At 70.5% G+C, this 15,676-nt stretch carries 16 protein-coding genes; 9 read left to right on the forward strand and 7 right to left on the reverse strand.

All coding sequences use genetic code 11. The features are described 5' to 3' along the window. Nucleotides 1-99 precede the first annotated feature (99 nt). From ACFY1E_RS07505 to ACFY1E_RS07520, 4 genes are all read left to right on the forward strand, one after another. Complete coding sequence (locus tag ACFY1E_RS07505) at nt 100-1,398, forward strand: M18 family aminopeptidase (protein ID WP_389072591.1); 1,299 nt, start codon at nt 100-102, stop codon at nt 1,396-1,398. Between the two features lie 81 nt (nt 1,399-1,479). Next, complete coding sequence (locus tag ACFY1E_RS07510; protein ID WP_115907000.1) at nt 1,480-1,731, forward strand: DUF6458 family protein; 252 nt, start codon at nt 1,480-1,482, stop codon at nt 1,729-1,731. Nucleotides 1,732-1,939: 208 nt separating this feature from the next. Continuing rightward, nucleotides 1,940-3,100 carry a glycosyltransferase gene (locus tag ACFY1E_RS07515; protein ID WP_389072594.1) on the forward strand — a complete coding sequence of 387 codons (1,161 nt, stop codon included), beginning with the start codon at nt 1,940-1,942 and terminating at the stop codon, nt 3,098-3,100. Nucleotides 3,101-3,161: 61 nt separating this feature from the next. Further along, entirely contained in the window at nt 3,162-3,326 is a 165-nt protein-coding gene (locus tag ACFY1E_RS07520) for a hypothetical protein (protein ID WP_165954846.1), read from the forward strand. A gap of 6 nt (nt 3,327-3,332) precedes the next feature. Here ACFY1E_RS07520 and ACFY1E_RS07525 read toward each other — a convergent pair whose 3' ends face one another. Further along, on the reverse strand, nt 3,333-5,159 hold the full coding sequence (locus ACFY1E_RS07525; RefSeq protein ID WP_389072596.1) for a thioredoxin-like domain-containing protein: 1,827 nt from the start codon (nt 5,157-5,159) through the stop codon (nt 3,333-3,335). Nucleotides 5,160-5,188: 29 nt separating this feature from the next. Next, complete coding sequence (locus ACFY1E_RS07530; protein WP_389072598.1) at nt 5,189-5,581, reverse strand: cupin domain-containing protein; 393 nt, start codon at nt 5,579-5,581, stop codon at nt 5,189-5,191. A 52-nt stretch (nt 5,582-5,633) separates the two neighbouring features. Here ACFY1E_RS07530 and ACFY1E_RS07535 point away from each other — a divergent pair, with 52 nt between their 5' ends. Both ACFY1E_RS07535 and ACFY1E_RS07540 read left to right on the forward strand, forming a co-directional pair. Continuing rightward, the gene (locus ACFY1E_RS07535) at nt 5,634-6,635 is read left to right on the forward strand and encodes a helix-turn-helix domain-containing protein (protein WP_389072600.1); all 1,002 of its coding nucleotides are present in this window, start codon (nt 5,634-5,636) and stop codon (nt 6,633-6,635) included. Continuing rightward, nucleotides 6,632-7,126: an LURP-one-related/scramblase family protein gene (locus tag ACFY1E_RS07540; protein WP_389072602.1), complete on the forward strand. Its 495-nt coding sequence runs from the start codon at nt 6,632-6,634 to the stop codon at nt 7,124-7,126. Before ACFY1E_RS07535 ends, ACFY1E_RS07540 begins: the two co-directional genes overlap by 4 nt. A gap of 23 nt (nt 7,127-7,149) precedes the next feature. On the opposite strand, the gene ACFY1E_RS07545 is transcribed toward ACFY1E_RS07540, so the two are convergent. Then, nucleotides 7,150-7,971, reverse strand: coding sequence for a carbon-nitrogen family hydrolase (locus ACFY1E_RS07545; RefSeq protein WP_389072604.1), 822 nt, complete (start codon nt 7,969-7,971; stop codon nt 7,150-7,152). A gap of 182 nt (nt 7,972-8,153) precedes the next feature. Here ACFY1E_RS07545 and ACFY1E_RS07550 point away from each other — a divergent pair, with 182 nt between their 5' ends. Further along, a complete protein-coding gene (locus tag ACFY1E_RS07550; protein WP_389072607.1) occupies nt 8,154-8,978 on the forward strand; it encodes a maleylpyruvate isomerase family mycothiol-dependent enzyme in 825 nt (274 codons plus the stop codon). An 18-nt stretch (nt 8,979-8,996) separates the two neighbouring features. Here ACFY1E_RS07550 and ACFY1E_RS07555 read toward each other — a convergent pair whose 3' ends face one another. The 3 genes from ACFY1E_RS07555 to ACFY1E_RS07565 all read right to left on the reverse strand — a co-directional run bounded on the left by ACFY1E_RS07555 (nt 8,997) and on the right by ACFY1E_RS07565 (nt 11,904). Then, nucleotides 8,997-9,761, reverse strand: a complete 765-nt coding sequence (locus ACFY1E_RS07555; protein ID WP_389072609.1) for a hypothetical protein — start codon at nt 9,759-9,761, stop codon at nt 8,997-8,999. 176 nt (nt 9,762-9,937) lie between these two features. Continuing rightward, nucleotides 9,938-11,245, reverse strand: coding sequence for a nitrate/nitrite transporter (locus ACFY1E_RS07560; protein ID WP_389072612.1), 1,308 nt, complete (start codon nt 11,243-11,245; stop codon nt 9,938-9,940). Then, nucleotides 11,242-11,904, reverse strand: a complete 663-nt coding sequence (locus ACFY1E_RS07565; RefSeq protein ID WP_389072614.1) for a GntR family transcriptional regulator — start codon at nt 11,902-11,904, stop codon at nt 11,242-11,244. The genes ACFY1E_RS07560 and ACFY1E_RS07565 overlap by 4 nt, the downstream gene beginning before the upstream one ends. 211 nt (nt 11,905-12,115) lie before the next feature. On the opposite strand from ACFY1E_RS07565, the gene ACFY1E_RS07570 reads away from it, so the two are divergent. Both ACFY1E_RS07570 and ACFY1E_RS07575 read left to right on the forward strand, forming a co-directional pair. Further along, complete coding sequence (locus ACFY1E_RS07570; RefSeq protein WP_389072617.1) at nt 12,116-13,018, forward strand: D-alanyl-D-alanine carboxypeptidase family protein; 903 nt, start codon at nt 12,116-12,118, stop codon at nt 13,016-13,018. Between the two features lie 75 nt (nt 13,019-13,093). Next, a complete protein-coding gene (locus ACFY1E_RS07575; protein WP_389072619.1) occupies nt 13,094-13,747 on the forward strand; it encodes a class I SAM-dependent methyltransferase in 654 nt (217 codons plus the stop codon). Nucleotides 13,748-14,272: 525 nt separating this feature from the next. On the opposite strand, the gene ACFY1E_RS07580 is transcribed toward ACFY1E_RS07575, so the two are convergent. Next, the gene (locus ACFY1E_RS07580; protein ID WP_389072621.1) at nt 14,273-15,676 is read right to left on the reverse strand and encodes a dihydrolipoamide acetyltransferase family protein; all 1,404 of its coding nucleotides are present in this window, start codon (nt 15,674-15,676) and stop codon (nt 14,273-14,275) included.

Consider the following 15,676-nt stretch of genomic DNA (forward strand, 5'->3'; position numbering starts at 1 on the left):
CCTCTCCCGTTCTGGGTAGCCAGAACTCCACATCGCCCTCACGAGGGCCCGCTCCTCATCACGAGGAGTGGGCCCTCGTACGTCGTTAAGGTGAACCCCATGAGCGAACCCCACCGCTTCGACCGCGGCCACACCGACGACCTCATGTCCTTCCTGACGGCGAGCCCGTCGCCGTACCACGCGGTGGCGAGCGCCGCCGAGCGGCTGGAGAAGGCAGGGTTCCGCCAGGTCGCGGAGACGGACGCCTGGGACGGGACGACCGGCGGCAGGTATGTGCTGCGCGGCGGTGCGATCGTGGCCTGGTACGTCCCCGAGGGCGCGGCGCCCCACACGCCGTTCCGTATCGTCGGCGCACACACCGACTCCCCGAACCTGCGGGTCAAGCCGCTGCCCGACACCGGGGCGCACGGCTGGCGCCAGGTGGCGGTGGAGATCTACGGCGGGCCGCTGCTGAACTCCTGGCTCGACCGTGACCTGGGGCTGGCCGGCCGGCTGACCCTGCGGGACGGCTCGACCCGGCTGGTCAACGTCGACCGGCCGCTGCTGAGGGTGCCGCAACTCGCCATCCACCTGGACCGTTCGGTGTCGGCGGAGGGCCTCAAGCTGGACAAGCAGCGCCATCTGACGCCCATCTGGGGTCTGGGCAGCGATGTGCGCGACGGTGACCTGATCGCCTTCCTGGAGGAGAGTGCGGGGCTGCCGGCGGGCGAGGTCACCGGCTGGGACCTGATGACGCACTCCGTGGAGCCGTCGGCCTACCTGGGCCGCGACAAGGAGCTGCTGGCGGGACCGCGCATGGACAACCTGCTGTCCGTGCACGCGGCGGTGGCCGCGCTGACGGCGGTCGCCTCCGGCGGTGCGGGCCTGCCGTACATCCCGGTGCTGGCCGCCTTCGATCACGAGGAGAACGGCTCGCAGTCGGACACGGGCGCGGACGGGCCGCTGCTCGGCAGCGTGCTGGAGCGTTCGGTGTTCGCGCGCGGCGGCTCGTTCGAGGACCGGGCGAGAGCCTTCGCGGGCACGGTGTGCCTGTCGTCGGACACCGGTCACGCGGTGCACCCCAACTACGCGGAGCGGCACGACCCCACGCACCACCCGCGGGTCAACGGCGGCCCGATCCTCAAGGTCAACGTCAACAACCGCTACGCCACGGACGGTTCGGGCCGCGCGGTCTTCGCCGCCGCCTGCGAGAAGGCGAACGTGCCCTTCCAGTCCTTCGTCTCCAACAACTCCATGCCCTGCGGCACCACGATCGGCCCGATCACCGCGGCCCGGCACGGCATCAAGACCGTCGACATCGGCGTGGCGATCCTGTCCATGCACAGCGCCCGCGAACTGTGCGGCGCGAACGACCCTTATCTGCTGGCGAATTCGCTGGTGGCGTTCCTGGAGGGGTAGCCAACCGGGCCGTGGCGCATGGGTGATGTCCGACCGGGTACTCGGGTTCTACCGCAACGACCGGACAGGGAGGCGACACTCATGGGCCTCGGCGGGTGCATCATCCTCATCGCCGTGGGAGCCATCCTCACGTTCGCGACCGACTGGCACATGCAAGGGGTCAACCTCGACCTGGTCGGCATCATCCTGATGATCGTCGGCCTGATCGGAGTCAGCACCTTCAGCGGCATCGCCCGACGCCGGCGCGTCGTGGTACCGCCGACGACACCGGTCGTGGAGGAGGAGGTTCGCCACCGTCGCACGGACGGATACTCCGACGGATACGGCGTGTGACGGACAGAGCAAGGCAAACAGATACGTCATGTAAGGGACACCTCCCCTACTGACGGACGCACAGGGCAAGCAGCGACAACCGTGAGCATTCTGTGATCAGGGATGTCTTGTTGACTTGTGTGAAAATAGTGAAGACTCCGGAGTGTTGTAGTGCCCGGGGGGTCGCACGTGCCGGGCGTGAACCATCAGCGCATCCGGAGGGCTCCCCGTGCTCCACTCGGCGGAGACGACCGCCGTGGCACCCGTCGCGGGACCACGGCACCCACGACGGCACGCGGCCCGCCGCGCCCACGCCGCACCCGACGAACTCGACCGTCCGCTGCGGCTCGTGGTGCTGATCCCGGCCCACAACGAAGAGGACCGCATCGCCGACGCCGTCCAGGGCCTCTGGCGGCAGACCCGGCGTCCCGACCTGATCGTCGTCGTGTGCGACAACTGCACCGACGCCACCGCCGAGATCGCCGCCGCACACGGCGCGCAGGTCTTCCACACCGAGGGCAACACGCACAAGAAGGCCGGTGCCCTCAACCAGGCCATCGCCTGGGTGCTGCCCCACCTCGAGGAACGCGACCTGCTCCTGGTGCAGGACGCCGACACCGTGCTCGACCCGTGGTTCAACGAGACCGCGATGGGCACCTTCAACCGCAAGGTGGGGGCCGTCGGCGGGGTCTTCTACGGCGAGGAGGGCGGCGGCTTCCTCGGACTGCTCCAGCGCATGGAGTTCCACCGCTACGCCTGGGAGCTGGAACGCTCCGGCGGCAAGGCGCAGGTGCTCACCGGCACCGGCACGATGTTCCGCGCGCGGGTACTGCGCGAGGTCCGCGCCGCCCGTCGCACCGGGATCATCGGCGGCGGCAACAGCTACTACAGCCTCGCCTCGTTGACCGAGGACGACGAGATGACGAAGGCCGTCAAGACCCTCGGCTACCGCGCCATGTCACCGGCCGGGTGCGCCGTCACCACCGAGGTCATGCCGACCCTGGGCAAGCTGTGGCACCAGCGGCTGCGCTGGCAGCGGGGCGCGCTGGAGAACCTGCGCGACTACGGCTGGACCCGGGTGACCGCGCGCTACTTCCTGCAGCAGTTCATGATGGGCTTCGGCGCCCTGTGCTTCCTGGTCTATCTGACCTACATGACCACCTACACGACGCTGTACGGCTGGCCCGGATTCTCCCCGTTCTGGACGGCGATCGGGCTGCTCTTCGTGGTCGAGAAGACGGTCTCCGTACGGCGCGCCGGGCCTCGGGCGGTGCTGGTCGCCGCGCTGATGGTCCCCGAGATGCTCTACGACCTCTTCCAGCACGCCGTCTACTTCACCTCGCTGTGGGGCTTGGTGCGCCGCAGCGAGGAGAAGTGGGTGGCGACCTGACACCCCCTTGACCCACCCCCCGCGAACCAACCCCCGAACACCCCGCTAGGAGAAGCACGACATGTACGGAAGAGTGATCGGCGCCGGGACCACGGGCGCCGGCGGCGCCACGCTGGCCGCCACGGGCATGTGGATGAACAGCATGGCGCTGCTCGTCACGGCCACGACCCTGATGGCCGCAGGGGTGGCCCTGTTCAAGCTGGCGCCGCGCCCGCGCCGTCGCTGACCCCGGTCAGCCGGCCGAATCGTCCATCCCGGCCAGTACCAACGGCAGCCGGTCCGCCCCGCCTTCGGTGAGGCGGACCGGAACTCCCCAGTCCTGCTGATGGACATGGCAGGCCGGGTAGGGGTTGTCCGTGTCGTCGTCGCAGGACGCGGCCATCGCGGAGACGTGCAGGACTCCTTCCGTGATCCCGGGGTCGAGCTCCAGGGTGCGGGAGAGGTCGGTGTCGGCACCCTCGCCCTTCAGCAGGAGCCCGGGGGGAGTCGACGACACCAGCAGGCGGGTCGAGGGGCCGTACCGGGTGTCCAGTTTCTGGCCCGCGGGAGCCTGGAAGATCACGTCCAACCGGAGCCTGCCGGGGGCGACTTCGGTGGCGGCTCGCCGCGTGCGGTGGGCGACCGACTCCACCCGGACCGCCTCCTCCGGCAGACGCAGCCGGGTCAGCCTGTGCCGCGCCGACTCGACCACCACGATGTCCCCGTCCACCAGCACGGCGTCACTCGGTTCACGCAGGTCGGTCGCGAGGGTGGTGACCTCGCCGGTCGAGGGGTCGTAGCGGCGCAGGGCGTTGTTGTAGGTGTCGCTCACGGCCACCGAACCGTCCGGGAGGGCCGTCACGCCCAACGGGTGCTGGAACAGGGCCTGTCCGGCGGGCCCGTCTCGGTGACCGAAGTCGAACAGACCCGTGCCGACGGCGGTACGGACCGTGCCGTCGAGGTCCACCCAGCGCAGGGCCGAGGTCTCGGAGTCGGCCAGCCAGAGCCGGTCGGCGGTGGCGGCGAGTCCGGAGGGCTGGGCGAACCAGGCCTCGGGACCCGGTCCGTCGACCAGCCCCTCGTTGGTGGTGCCGGCCGCGACGGCGACCGTCCGGTCGGACGGGTCGTACGCCCACAGCTGGTGGACGCCGGCCATGGCGATCCACACCCTGCCGGCGAAGAGGGCCACGTCCCACGGGGAGGAGAGGTCGATCTCGCGCGCCGGTCCCGAGGTGGGCGAGCCCTGCCACCACTGGCGTCCGGTTCCGGCGAGGGTGGTGACCTCACCGGTCGCGAGGTCGAGGCGGCGCAGGGCGTGGTTGACGGTGTCGGCGACGACGACCGCGGCCTGGTCGAGGAGGGCGAGGCCCTGCGGCTCGTTGAACGCCGCCGCCTCCGCCGAACCGTCGGCGAACCCGCGCGCACCGGAGCCGATGCGGCGCACCACCGTCTCCCCGTCCGCCGCCAGCTCCACCAGCTGGTGCCGGGTGGTGTCGCTGACCAGGAAGGTGCCGCCCGGCAGGAGCAGCGCCTTGCCCGGGAAGCGCAGGGTGGTCGGCTCCGGCTCCGGCGCCACGTACGGCCCGTCGCCGCGGCGCAGCGTCCCCTTCGCCTCGTGTTCCGCCTCCAGCTCCGTCACCAGCCGCTCGATCGCGTGCACATGCCCCTCACCGGCGTGCTGCGCGACGACGTACCCCTCGGGGTCGATCACCACCAGCGTGGGCCAGGCCCGCACCGCGTACTGCTTCCAGGTCGCGAGCTCCGGGTCGTCCAGCACCGGATGCTCCACCCCGTACCGCTCCACGGCGTCGACCACCGCCGCGTGCTCGGCCTCGTGCGCGAACTTCGGAGAGTGCACACCGATCACGACGACGGTGTCCGCGTGCTTCTCCTCCAGCTCCCGCAGCTCGTCGAGGACGTGCAGACAGTTGATGCAGCAGAACGTCCAGAAATCCAGCACGACGATGCGTCCACGCAGGTCGGACAGGGTGTACTGCTGGTCACCCGTGTTCAGCCAGCCGCCCTTGCCCACCAGCTCGGGGGCTCGGACTCGGACGCGCCGGGGAGTGGAGTGGGTCATGGCTCAAGAGTGCCACCCGCCACTGACAGTCACGAAAGCGCGTGGCCCGTCGTCGCGTCCACGTGGCCGGGGATCTCCTCGTGGTGGTCGCCGACCGTGAGGGTGCCGGTCGGTTCGAGCATCAGGATTTCCGTGGGGATCGGGGCGTAGGGCTTGTGCTGCGTGCCGCGGGGGACCGTGAAGACGGAGCCCTTCGGGAGGACGACCGTGCGTTCGCCGGAGGGTTCGCGCAGAGCGATGTGGAGTTCGCCGTCCAGGACCAGGAAGAACTCGTCGGTGTGGTCGTGGACGTGCCAGACGTGCTCGCCCTCGACCTTGGCGACGCGGACGTCGTAGTCGTTGACGGCGGTGACGATGCGCGGGCTCCAGCGGTCCGTGAAGGACGCGAGGGCGGCGGACAGGGCGATGGGTTCCGTGGTCATGGGTCCATCGTGGGGGTGCGCCGGGACGGTGTGTGAGTGCTAGAAATCGCATATGGCGCAAGGATCCTCTCAGCCCCCTCCGCACCGGGTCGCGGTGATCGTCGACGAGGGCACCAACCCCTTCGAGGTGGGCGTGGCGACCGAGCTGTTCGGGCTGCCCCGGCCCGAACTGGGGCTCGCGGGGCCGCTGTACGAGGTGACGGTATGCGCGTCCGCGCCTGAGGTGCGGATGAACCACGGGTTCTTCACGCTGACCGGGGTGCCGGGGCTGGACGCCGTGGACGGGGCGGACACCCTCGTCGTCCCGGGGCGGCCGGACAACGTCGTCCCGCGCGCGGAGGCCGTACTGGAGGCGATCCGCCGCACCCACGCGCGTGGCGCCCGCGTCGTCAGCTTCTGCACCGGGACCTTCGCGCTCGCCGAGGCCGGGCTGCTGGACGGACGGCGGGCCACCACCCACTGGCGCTGGGCGGACCTGTTCCGAAAGCTGCATCCGAAGGTGCTGCTGGAGCCGGACGTGCTGTTCGTCGACGAGGATGATCTGCTCACGGCGTCGGGCAGCGCGGCCGCGCTCGACCTGGGGCTGCACATCTGGCGCCGGGACCACGGGGCGGAGCTCGCGAACGCCGTCTCCCGGCGGCTGGTCTTCGCCTCCCACCGGGACGGCGGGCAGCGGCAGTTCGTGGAGCGGCCCGTGCCGGACGTGCCCGACGAGTCGCTGGGACCGCTGCTGGCCTGGGCGCAGGAACGGCTGGGCGAGCCGCTGACCGTGGCGGACCTGGCGGCCCGGGCGGCGGTGTCCCCGGCGACCCTGCACCGCCGTTTCCGCGTCCAGCTGGGCACGACCCCGCTGGGCTGGCTGACCGGGGAACGTGTCGCCCTCGCCTGCCGTCTCATCGAGCGCGGCGAGGAACGCCTGGACGTCGTCGCCGCGAGGAGCGGCCTCGGCAGCGCGGCCAACCTACGCGCGCGCGTGCGGCGCGAGACAGGGCTCAGCCCGTCGGCCTACCGGCGGCGTTTCGGGCCGACGCCCGGGGAAGAGGTGGGGACATGAGATTCCAGGTACGCGACCGGCTCCTCGGCTTCGGCGAGGACTACTGGATCGAGGACGAGCACGGCGGCAAGGTCTTCCTCGTCGACGGCAAGGCGATGCGCCTCAGGGACACCTTCGAGCTGAAGGACACCCAGGGGCGGGTCCTGATCGACATCCACCAGAAGATGTTCGCCCTGCGCGACACCATGGTGATCGAACGGGACGGCGAGCCCCTCGCCAAGATCAAGCGCAAGCGCCTGTCGCTGCTGCGCCACCACTATCGGGTGACGCTCGTCGACGGCACCGAACTCGACGTCAGCGGCAAGATCCTCGACCGGGAGTTCGCCATCGAGTACGACGGTGAGCTGCTCGCCGTCATCTCGCGCCGCTGGCTGCACATCCGGGACACGTACGGCGTCGACGTCGTCCGCGACGACGCGGACCCGGCGCTGCTGATCGCGGTGACGGTGTGCGTGATCCATCTGGCGGAGAAGGAACGCGAGGAGGACTGACGCCTCGCACCTTCGGGTCGGCCTCAGAACGTGTGCGGGGGCGCCAGGCCCAGGACCCGGTCCTTCAGGGCAGGGAACTGCTCCCGGGTGGTCGCCACCTTCGCCGGATCGAACTCCACGGTGAGGATCTCCTCGTCCGCCCCGGCCTCCGCGAGCACCTCTCCCCACGGATCCACCACGATCGAGTGACCCGCCTGCGGAACTCCCGCATGGGTCCCGGCCGTTCCACAGGCGAGCACGAACGCCTGGTTCTCGACCGCCCGCGCCTGGGCCAGCAGCGTCCAGTGCGCCCGGCGGCGCTCCGGCCAGCCCGCCGGGATCACCAGCGTCTCGGCGCCCGCGTCGACGAGACCGCGGAAGAGCTCGGGGAAACGGAGGTCGTAGCAGGTGGCGACGCCCACGGTCGTCCCGGGCAGACGGACCGTCACCAGTTCCCGTCCCGCGCCCATCAGCACGGCCTCGCCCTTGTCGAAGCCGAAGCGGTGGATCTTGCGGTAGGCGGCGGCCAGGTCACCGGAGGGGGAGAAGACGAGAGACGTGTTGTAGAGCGGTCCCGACCCCGCGGCGGAGCCGCTTTCGGATGCAGCTCGCTCGGGGATCGAGCCCGCGTGCAGCCACACGCCGGCGTCGCTCGCGGCCTTCGCCATCGCCTCGTACGTCGGCCCCTCCAGCGGCTCGGCCTCGGTGCCGAACGCCTCGTAGGCGAAGGCGCCGGTCGTCCACAGCTCCGGCAGCACGACCAGATCGGCCCCGGCCTGCTCCCGTACCAGCGAAGCCACCCGCCGCCGACGCGATTCGACCGATTCGCCCTCGTCTACGGCGATCTGGATGAGAGAAGCGCGCACACTACCACCGTCCTGGCATTCGAGCCGTCCACTCGGGCCTACGATCGTCACACGAAAGCACTGCCGGGGTGCCTCACAGCAGCGTAACTTAGCGTTTCAAGACACCCGCCGAGTGCAGCCACCTCCCGCTGGCAACGCTGCCACCAACCGCCCGTGTACCGACCGCCGAGGGGTCCCGTTCCGTGAGTCTGCATCCCACCCTCCAGCCCTACGCCGACGCCTGGACCCACTCCATCGAAGCGATATCCGAGCTGGTGGGACCGCTTGTGGAGGGAGAGTGGAACCGGCGGACGCCGTGCCCGGGGTGGTCGGTCCGTGACGTCGTCTCCCATGTCATCGGCCTGGACTGCGAGATGCTCGGCGACCCGCGCCCCATCCACACCCTGCCGCGCGACCTCTTCCACGTCACCAACGACCACCAGCGCTACATGGAGATGCAGGTCGACGTCCGCCGCCACCACACGGCGCCGGAGATGACGGCCGAGCTGGAGTACGTGATCATCCGCCGCAACCGCCAGCTGCGCAACGAGTCGCGCGACCCGGGCACCAAGGTGCGCGGTCCCCACGGCACCGAGCTCACTCTCGAAGAGTCCATGCGCGCCCATGCGTTCAACGTCTGGGTGCACGAGCAGGACCTCCGGGCGGCCCTGGGCCGCCCCGGCAACCTCGACTCCCCCGGTGCGCACATCGCCCGTGACGTGCTCCTCGCCGAGCTGCCCGCTGTCGTGGCCGAGAAGTCGGACGCGCCGCGCAGTTCGGCGATCGTCTTCGACGTGCACGGCCCGGTCGAGTTCCTGCGCACCATCCGCGTCGACATCCAGGGCCGCGGCACCCTCGAGACCGCCCCCGCCCTCGGCCCCGCCGCCACCCTCACCCTCGACTGGGAGACCTATGTACGCCTGGCCTGCGGCCGGGTGACCCCGCAGGGGGTCGCGGACCGGGTGAAGGCGGAGGGGGACCCGGAGCTCACGGCGGCGATCCTGCGGAACTTCACGGTGACGCCGTAGCGCCTGCGGATCCGGTGATCAGTGGTCCTCGGTGACGGTCGTGGCGACACCGCCGCTGATCACGACCTTCGCGGAGACACCCTTCTTGGCGGCGGCCTCCAGCTGGTCCAGGGTGCAGCGGGAGGTCTCCGAGGACCCCGCGGTGCCGCAGATGGTGCCCGCGCCGTACACCTTGGTGCTGTCGGCGACGAAGAACGCCTGCTCGACGCCCTTCATGTCGGACACGGTGAACTTGCCCGGCGCCAGATAGCTGACGTTGCCGAGCCAGGTGCCGCTGACGCCCTTGGTGCCGGTGCCGCTGCCGCTGCCCGCGCTGTGGCGTTCGCGGACGACCGTGGCGACGCCCTTCTTGATCGTCACATCGGCGGGAACGGCCGCCTTCCTGGTGGCCGTCTCCAGCTGGTCCAGCGTGCAGTGCGAGCCGCCGCAGATCGTGCCGGCGCCGTGGACCTGGGTGTCGCCGGCGACGAAGAACGCACGGTCGGTCTTTCCGGGCACGGACACGATGTACTTGCCCGGGGCGAGGTAGCTGACCGTGCCCCCGGTGATGGTTGCGTCCGCGCCCTGCTGGGACTTCGACGCGTTCCCGGCGGCGGTGCCCGAGGAGCCGGAGGCGTTGGACGTCCCCGAGGTCCTCGAGCTCCCCTGCGACGTGGCCGTCGTGGACGCCGAGCTGTCCGGGGCGCTGCCCTTGTCGGCGGAACCGTTCTGACAAGCCGTCATCAGCAGGCCTGCCGAGATCGCGGCGGTGACGAGGGCGGTCTTGCGCAGGCGGCGGTTCATCAGGAGGTTCCCTTCAAGAGCGAGGACTGCGTTCGAGGCGTTCGATGCACTCGCTGACTATGAGGGGCCGCCGGTCCCCCGGGTCACGTCCGTCCTCGCTTCACGACACCGCTGTCACACGCCCATGACACGGCAACAGCTGGGCTGTGAACGTCCGTCGCAGTGAACCGCCTGCCTCACGCGGGCACGTGCACCGTCTCCACCCGGCTCGCCACCAGCCGCTCCCGCTCCCGCCGGGCGACCCGCCCCCGCAGCCGCAGGATCTGGCTGACCCCGAGCGCCTGGAGCACGAACACCGCGGAGAACGCGACGGTGTAGTCGTCACCGGTGGCGTCCAGCAGCAGGCCGATCGCGAACAGTGTCGTCATCGAGGCGACGAAGCCGCCCATGTTGGTGATCCCGGAAGCCGTGCCCTGCCGCTCCGCCGGGTTGGCCGGCCGCGCGAAGTCGAAGCCGATCATCGACGCCGGACCGCAGGAGCCGAGCACCGTGCACAGCACGATCAGCAGCCACATCGGCGCCCGGTCGGCCGGGTAGGCCAGCGTCGCCGCCCACACCACCGCCGTCGCCGCCACGGTCCCGAGCGCCAGCGGCAGCCGCGCCGCGTGGTGCCGGGCGATGATCTGGCCGTAGACGAGCCCCACGACCATGTTCGACAGGACGACCAGGGTGAGGAGTTCACCGGCCGTGGCCCGTGACACGCCCTGCGCCTGCACCAGGAACGGCAGCCCCCACAGCAGCAGGAACACCATCGCCGGGAACTGGGTCGTGAAGTGCACCCACAGTCCGAGTCGCGTCCCCGGCTCCCGCCAGGAGGCCGCGATCTGCCGCCGTACGTACGCGGCGCCCTGGTGCGGGAGCGGCTCCGGCTCGTACCCCTCGGGGTGGTCCTTCAGGAACAGCAGGAGCAGGACGAGGACGACGACTCCGGCCAGCGCGCTGCCCGCGAAGGCGGCCGTCCAGCCGACGCCGTGCAGCAGCCGGGCCAGCACCAGCGTTGAGACCAGGTTGCCCGCCATCCCGGCCAGTCCCGCGAGCTGCGCGACCAGCGGCCCGCGCCGCGCCGGGAACCAGCGGGTGCCCAGCCGCAGCACGCTGATGAACGTCATCGCGTCACCGCAGCCGAGCAGCGCACGGGAGGCGAGGGCCATGCCGTACGAGGGGGAGAACGCGAACCCGAGTTGACCTGCCGTGAAGAGCACGACCCCGATGGTCAGCACCTTCTTGGTGCCGAGCCGGTCCACCAGCAGGCCGACGGGTATCTGCATGCCGGCGTAGACGAGGAGTTGCAGGATCGAGAAGGTGGACAGCGCCGAGGCGTTGACGTGGAAGCGGTCGGCGGCGTCGAGGCCGGCCACCCCGAGGGACGTACGGAAGATGACGGCGACGAAGTAGACGGAGACGCCGATTCCCCAGACCGCCATCGCGCGCCGGCCGCCCGGCGGGTCACCCGGAAGCATGGTCGTGGCGGACGACGACCTCATCGGACCTCACCCCGCGCCAGGTGCGAGAACCAGCTGACGTGCCGGTGCACGACCCCGACCGCCTCCTCCGGGTCCCCCGAGCGCAGCGCCTGAAGGATCTCCTCGTGCTCGGCGAGGGTCTTGGCGATCCGGTCGGGATGGGAGTGCATGATGGCGACGCCCATGCGCAACTGCCGGTCCCTGAGCTGGTCGTAGAGCCGGGAGAGGATCTCGTTCCCCCCGCTGCGGACGATCTCGGCGTGGAAGCAGCGGTCGGTGACGGCGGCGCCCGCGAGGTCACCTGCGGCGGCCTGTGCCTTCTGCTTCGCCAGCAGTTCCTCCAGCCGCTCGACGAGGCCGGCGGGGGCGGGCACGGCCTTGCGGGCCGCATGCGTCTCGACCAGCAGCCGGGTCTCCACCACGTCGGCGATCTCCTGCGCGGACACGGGCAGGACCAGGGCGCCCTTCTTCGGGTAGAGCCTGATCAGCCCTTCCACCTCAAGGCGCAGCAGGGCCTCCCGCACCGGAGTGCGGGACACCCCTACGGCCTCGGCGAGTTCGCCCTCGGTGAGCAGGGTCCCACCCTCGTAGCGGCGCTCCAGGACGCCCTGCTTGACGTGGGTGTAGACGCGGTCGGCGGCGGGTGGTTGCTTGGCGGTCAGGGTCCCCGGGCTGCTCATGCGAACAGGATAGATACAACACGTACCCATGAGGGGGTTCGTCCACCATGCGGACGGATCGTCGCTCGCGGATTACTGCTTACGGGAACCCCGCCTCTGCAGCCGCACAACCTTCTGTGCTACTTACGTGTCACACACGTGCGGCCCCAGCTTCTTTGCACGCTCAACTCGGCCGCACGCCAGGGGCATTCGACACAATCGGGGTAAACACTTGATTACCGGCATTCCGGGCAGCCGTGTCCGCAGAGCCGCCGCCGTCACCGTGACGGCCGGCGCCATGCTCGCGACCGCCGCCCTCACCGCTGCGCCCGCGCAGGCCGTCACCGCGCCCACGATCGTCGCCAAGGGCGGCTACGTGATGAACAACGCGAACGCCAAGACGCTGTACACGAAGGCAGCGGACACCAAGCGGTCCACCGGCTCCACCACGAAGATCATGACCGCGAAGGTCGTGCTCGCGCAGCCGAACCTGAACCTGGACAAGAAGGTCACGATCCAGAAGGCGTACAGCGACTACGTCGTCGCCAACAACGCCTCGCAGGCCCACCTGATCGTCGGCGACAAGGTGACCGTCCGTCAGCTGCTGTACGGGCTGATGCTGCCGTCGGGCTGCGACGCCGCCTACGCGCTCGCCGACACGTACGGTTCCGGTACGACCCGGGCCGCGCGTGTGAAGTCGTTCATCGGCAAGATGAACAAGGCCGCGTCGGACCTGCACCTGGCGAACACGCACTTCGACTCGTTCGACGGCATAGGGAATGGCAACAACTACTCGACGCCGCGCGACCTGACGAAGATCGCCAGCAGTGCGATGAAGAACTCCACGTTCCGCACGGTCGTGAAGACGAAGTCGTACACCGCGAAGACCGTCACCAAGACGGGCAGCATCCGCACGATGACCCCGTGGACCAACACCAACGGGCTCCTCAGCAGCTACAGCGGCACCATCGGCGTGAAGACCGGCTCCGGCCCCGAGGCGGGGTACTGCCTCGTCTTCGCCGCCACCCGGGGCGGCAAGACGGTCATCGGTACCGTCCTCTCCTCCACGTCCATCCCGCAGCGCGAGGCGGACGCGAAGAAGCTGATGAACTACGGGTTCGCGCAGCTCGGCTGACCCCGGTCGGTTCAGGAACGGGAGGGCCCCTCGCCGCATCGGCGAGGGGCCCTTCGCCTCGTCTAGAGTGCCCGGGTGACCGAGCCCTCCTACCTCGCCGCGGTCCGGGAGTCCTACGACACCGTCGCCGCCGACTACCTGAAGCAGGTCAAGCGACCGGCCGAACTGGATCCGCTGTCACGGGCGTTGCTGACCGCGTTCGCGGAGACCGTGCGGGAGGGCGGCGGCGGCCCCGTCGCGGATCTGGGCTGCGGCCCGGGCCTCGTGACGGCGCACCTCGCCGGGCTGGGGCTGTCGGCCTTCGGCGTCGACCTGTCCCCGCGGATGATCGAACTGGCCCGCCAAACGCATCCCGGCCTGACCTTCACGGTGGGCTCGATGACCGCGCTGGACATCGAGGACGGCTTGCTCGCCGGCATCCTCGCCTACTACTCCACCCACCACACCCCGCCGGACCAGCTCCCGCTCGTCTACGGCGAGTTCCACCGGACCCTCAGGCCCGGCGGCCTGCTCATGCTGGCCGGTCATGTGGGAGCGGGCGAGTGCGTCCGGCGGGCGCAGGCCTACGGCGGCCATCCGGTCTCGTACGAGTCGCATCGGCTCCCACCGGAACAGCTCGTGGAACTCCTGGAGCGGGCCGGGCTGGTCGTCACGGCACGGGTGCTGCAGGAGCCCGAGGGAAGCGGAAGGCCACAGATCGCCACGCTGCTGTGCCGCCGCCCCCTGTAGCCGCACCCTGGGAGGGCGCACGGCCCCTGACGACTGCGCCTGCCGAGCAGGGCAGACGAAGCCGGCCACAGTTCACCGGCGCCCCGAGAGCCAAGTACACGGCCCCCGCAACTGCGCGCGCAGAGCAAGGCCGCCGAAGCCCATCACGGTTCACCGGCGCCCGAGGGACCAATGCACGGCCCCTGACGGCAGCTTCTGCCGAGCAGGACCCGCGAAGTCCCCCACATTTCGCCGACGCCCCGACGGCCGAGCGCACGGCCCCTGATGGCAGCGCATTCTGAGCACGGCCGAGAGACCCACCACATTCGCCGACGCCCCAAAGACCCAGTGCACGGCCCCCGACAGCAGCGCTCACCGAGCAAGGCGCAGAAGTCCGCCACAGTTCACCGGCGCCCCAGACGAGGCGCCAGGTTCAAGCATGCGGCTCCGCCACCTGGGCGCGAGCAGCCGCGACGATGCAGCAGGCATCAGACGGCATGTCAGCGCCCCACGGCGGAGCCGCACATCGGGACAACCGGCGGGCGCCTAGGCCCAGGTGATCAGTCGCTTCGGCTGTTCCAGGATCGCCGCCACGTCCGCCAGCACCTTCGAGCCCAACTCGCCGTCCACCAGGCGGTGGTCGAAGCTCAGCGCCAGCGTGGTGACCTGGCGGGGCTTCACCTTGCCCTTGTGGACCCAGGGCTGGAGCTTGATCGCGCCGACGGCGAGGATCGCGGATTCGCCCGGGTTGAGGATGGGCGTGCCGGTGTCGACGCCGAAGACGCCGACATTGGTGATCGTCACCGTGCCGCCCTGCATGGCCGCCGGGGAGGTCTTGCCCTCCCTCGCCGTCGACACCAGCTCGCCGAGGGCCTCGGCCAGCTGCGGGAGCGTCTTGTCGTGGGCGTCCTTGATGTTCGGGACGATCAGGCCGCGCGGGGTGGCTGCGGCGATGCCCAGGTTGACGTAGTGCTTGAGCACGATCTCCTGGTTCGCCTCGTCCCAGGACGCGTTGATCCCCGGGTTGCGCTTGATGGCGACCAGGAGGGCCTTGGCGATCAGGAGCAGCGGGTTGACGCGCAGCCCCTGCAGGTCCTTGTCCTGCTTGAGCTCCTCGACCAGCTTCATCGTGCGGGTCACGTCGATCGTCACGAACTCGGTGACATGCGGCGCCGTGAACGCCGAGCCCACCATCGCCGCCGCCGTCGCCTTGCGCACACCCTTGACCGGGATCCGGGTCTCACGGGCCGTGTCGTATGCCGGGACCGGGGCAGGGGGTGCGGAGACAGCGGGAGCCGTCACCGGCTCCGCGGCCGGCGGCGCCACCGCCGCGTGGACGTCCTCGCGCGTGATGATGCCGTCCGGCCCGGACGGGACCACGGTCGCCAGGTCGACGCCCAGGTCCTTGGCCAGCTTGCGCACCGGCGGCTTGGCCAGGGGGCGCGGCTTCTCGGCCGTACTCGCCGGGGCGGCAGCGGCGACCGGCCCGTGGCCGTTGAGTTCCTTCTGGACCGCCGTCGAGGCCTCCGGGACCACCACCTCGGGGCCCTTGCGCGGGCGGCGCTTGGTGGAGGACGCGGCGACGCCGTAACCCACCAGCACCGGCTGACGGCCGGAGCCCTCAGGCTTCTTCTCCTCCACGGGGGCAGCAGGAGCAGCGGCCTGCGCCGGGGCGGGCACAGCGGCCCCGCCCGACACGTCCACCGCGATGATCGGCGTGCCCACGTCCACCGTGGAGCCCTCGGGGAAGTGCAGGTCGCGGACCACCCCGTCGTACGGGATGGGCAGCTCCACCGCCGCCTTCGCCGTCTCGACCTCGCACACCACCTGCCCGTCGGTGACCTGGTCGCCGGGCTGCACGTACCACTTGAGGATCTCGGCCTCGGTGAGGCCCTCGCCGACGTCCGGCATCTTGAACTCGCGTACGGACGCTTCCGTCATCGTCGTCAC

The sequence above is a fragment of the Streptomyces sp. NPDC001604 genome (assembly GCF_042893475.1).
In the GTDB taxonomy this organism is placed as follows: Bacteria; Actinomycetota; Actinomycetes; order Streptomycetales; family Streptomycetaceae; genus Streptomyces.